Genomic DNA, 2,670 nt, shown 5'->3' on the forward strand with positions numbered 1-2,670 from the left:
GGCGCCGGGCTGCCGGAACCGGTGGCGGACTTCGTGGCTGGCATCGACGCGTCCATCGCGCGCGGCGAGCTGGCCGCCACGCCCGGCGAGCTGAGCGCGCTGATCGGCCGCCCCACCACCCCGCTGCGCGCGTGGGTCGCCACCGCCCTGAAGCGGGCCTGATGCCCTTCCAAACCCCCGCGGGCGCGTACGACGCGTTCCTGCCCGGCGCGCTGGAGAGCGCCCGCTCGCACCGCGGGTGGACGCCCGCGGACGGGCCGCTGCCCGCGCTGTACCTGAGCCACGGCGCGCCGCCGCTGTTCGACGACGGGCCGTGGATCGGGCAGCTGTTCGACTGGGCGCGGTCGCTGCCCAAGCCGAAGGCGGTGCTGATCGTGTCCGCGCACTGGGAGGACGCGCCGCTCGCGCTGTCCGCGCCCGCCGCCGGAACGCCGCTGGTGTACGACTTCGGCGGCTTCCACCCGCGCTACTACCGGATGCGCTACGACACCCCGGACGCGACCGCGCTGGCCCGCAGGGTCGCCGCGCTCATGCCGGACGCCGAGCCGGTGCACCAGCACCCCGCGCGCGGTCTGGACCACGGCGCGTGGGTGCCGCTGATGGCGATGCTGCCGCTGGCGGACGTGCCGGTGCTCCAGCTGTCCATGCCCAGCCACGACCCGGCGCGGCTGGTGGAGCTGGGCGCCAGGCTGGCCCCGCTGCGGCAGGAGGGCGTGCTGCTGATCGGCTCCGGGTTCATGACGCACGGGCTGCGGTTCGCGACGCGGGAGATGTTCCTGCACAACGCCGTTCCCACCTGGTCGGCCGACTTCGACGCGTGGGCGGCGGAGGCGCTGGGGCGCGGCGACGTGGACGAGCTGGCGGCGTTCCGCACGCGCGCGCCGGGGATGCCGTACGCGCACCCGACGCCGGACCACTTCCTGCCGATCTTCATCACGCTGGGCGCGGCGACCGATCCGGCGCAGCGCGCGGTCACCGCGATCGACGGGTACACGATGGGCTTCGCCAAGCGCTCGTTCCAGCTGGGCTGAGCCACCGCGCCCGTGCCGCGATCCGCTGCGGCACGGGCGCTCCCGCCGTCGGGTCCACTGTGGACGGCACCTACCCGCGCAACCCCGACACCGCGATCCGCAGCGCCTCCCGGACGGCGTCGACCAGTCCCTCCGTGCCGCGCAGCGCCACGTGGTGCTCCACGGCGGCCCGCAGCGCGCCGTTGACCACGGCCGCGCCCACCCGCGCGTGCAGCCCGCCGGGCGGCAGCGCGGACGAGCGGGTCAGCGCGGCGGCGAACACGTCCTCCGCGTCGTGGTGCACCCGCAGCCACACCGAGCGCAGCGCGGGCTCGTCCACCACCAGTCGCAGCAGGGCCTGCGTGGCGGGCGCGTCGGCCATCACCTCGCCCGCCGCCGCGCCCGCGCGGTCGAGCACGGTCGCGAGGTCCTCGCCGAAGCGCCACTCCAGCAGGGCGGCGGCCACCACGTCCACCCCGGTGGTCAGCAGGGGCCGGACGCAGTCCTCCTTGCCCTCGCAGTAGCGCCAGAACGTGCGCGTCGAGATGCCCGCAGCCTCCGCGATGTCCTCGACCGACGTCGCAGCGACCCCCCGCGCCTCGAACAACCGGACCGCCTCGCGGGCGATGTCCAGCCTGGTCTGCGCCTTGCGCCGCTCGCTGAGCGGCGGACGGCCACCCCTGGCTGGCCCCACCTGTGGTTCCACGGGCGCACAGCCTACTATTTGGCACGACGTGACACAGTGACACAATGCGCCACGAATGGGCGTGACAGGAGTGGGCACATGGGCGGCAGTGGACTGGCGGGCGTCGGCGTGATCGTGACCGGCGCGGGATCGGGCATCGGGCGGGCGGCGGCGCTGCTCTTCGCGGCCGAGGGCGCGAAGGTGCTGGTGGCGGACCTGGCGGCGGAGGCCGCGGAGGCCACCGGGACCGCGATCCGCGAGGCGGGCGGCGTGGCCGAGGTCGTGGTGGGCGACCTGGGCGAGCAGGCCGTGGTGGACCGGGTCGTGGCGACGGCGGTGGAGTCGTTCGGCGGCGTCGGCGTGCTGGTGAACAACGCCGGGATCATGGACCGGCTGACCGCGCTAGGGGACGTGGGCGACGCCGAGTGGGAGCGCGTGATCCGGGTCAACCTGACCGCCCCGTTCCTGCTCAGCCGGGCCGTCCTGCCGCACATGCTCGCGGCGGGCGGGGGCGCGATCGTGAACACCGCGTCGGAGGCGTCGCTGCGCGGGAGCGCGGCGGGCGCGGCCTACACCGCGTCCAAGCACGGGGTCGTCGGCCTGACCAAGTCGCTGGCGGTCATGTACCGCGACCAGGGCATCCGGGCGAACGCGATCGCGCCCGGCGGCACGAGGACCGGCATCGCGGTGCAGGTGGACCCGGAGGCGTCGGGCCCCAAGGTGCTGGGGCGGTACATGGGCAACCTGGGCCGGGTGTCGGAGGCCGAGGAGCAGGCGGCGGCGATCGTGTTCCTGGCGTCGGACGCGGCGAGCAGCCTCAACGGCGTGGTCCTGCCGGTGGACAACGGCTGGTCCGCGGTCTGAGCCGTCGGGTCGGGCGGGACCGCCGAGCCGGTCCTGCCCGGCCGGGCAGTTCCCGACCGGGCAGGACCCGATCGGGCAGGTCCGGGGCCCGGTTTCGCTTTCACAGCAGCC

At 75.4% G+C, this 2,670-nt stretch carries 3 protein-coding genes; 2 read left to right on the plus strand and 1 reads right to left on the minus strand.

The genetic code is table 11. The features are described 5' to 3' along the window. Nucleotides 1-161 precede the first annotated feature (161 nt). Nucleotides 162-1,031, plus strand: coding sequence for a dioxygenase family protein (locus tag ACTUAL_RS03670; RefSeq protein WP_096493057.1), 870 nt, complete (start codon nucleotides 162-164; stop codon nucleotides 1,029-1,031). A gap of 70 nt (nucleotides 1,032-1,101) precedes the next feature. Here ACTUAL_RS03670 and ACTUAL_RS03675 read toward each other — a convergent pair whose 3' ends face one another. Next, complete coding sequence (locus tag ACTUAL_RS03675; protein WP_096493056.1) at nucleotides 1,102-1,716, minus strand: TetR/AcrR family transcriptional regulator; 615 nt, start codon at nucleotides 1,714-1,716, stop codon at nucleotides 1,102-1,104. 78 nt (nucleotides 1,717-1,794) lie between these two features. Between ACTUAL_RS03675 and ACTUAL_RS03680 the strand changes: the two genes are divergently transcribed. Continuing rightward, complete coding sequence (locus ACTUAL_RS03680; RefSeq protein WP_440899267.1) at nucleotides 1,795-2,559, plus strand: SDR family NAD(P)-dependent oxidoreductase; 765 nt, start codon at nucleotides 1,795-1,797, stop codon at nucleotides 2,557-2,559. Nucleotides 2,560-2,670 lie beyond the last annotated feature (111 nt).

Source organism: Actinosynnema sp., assembly GCF_052038725.1.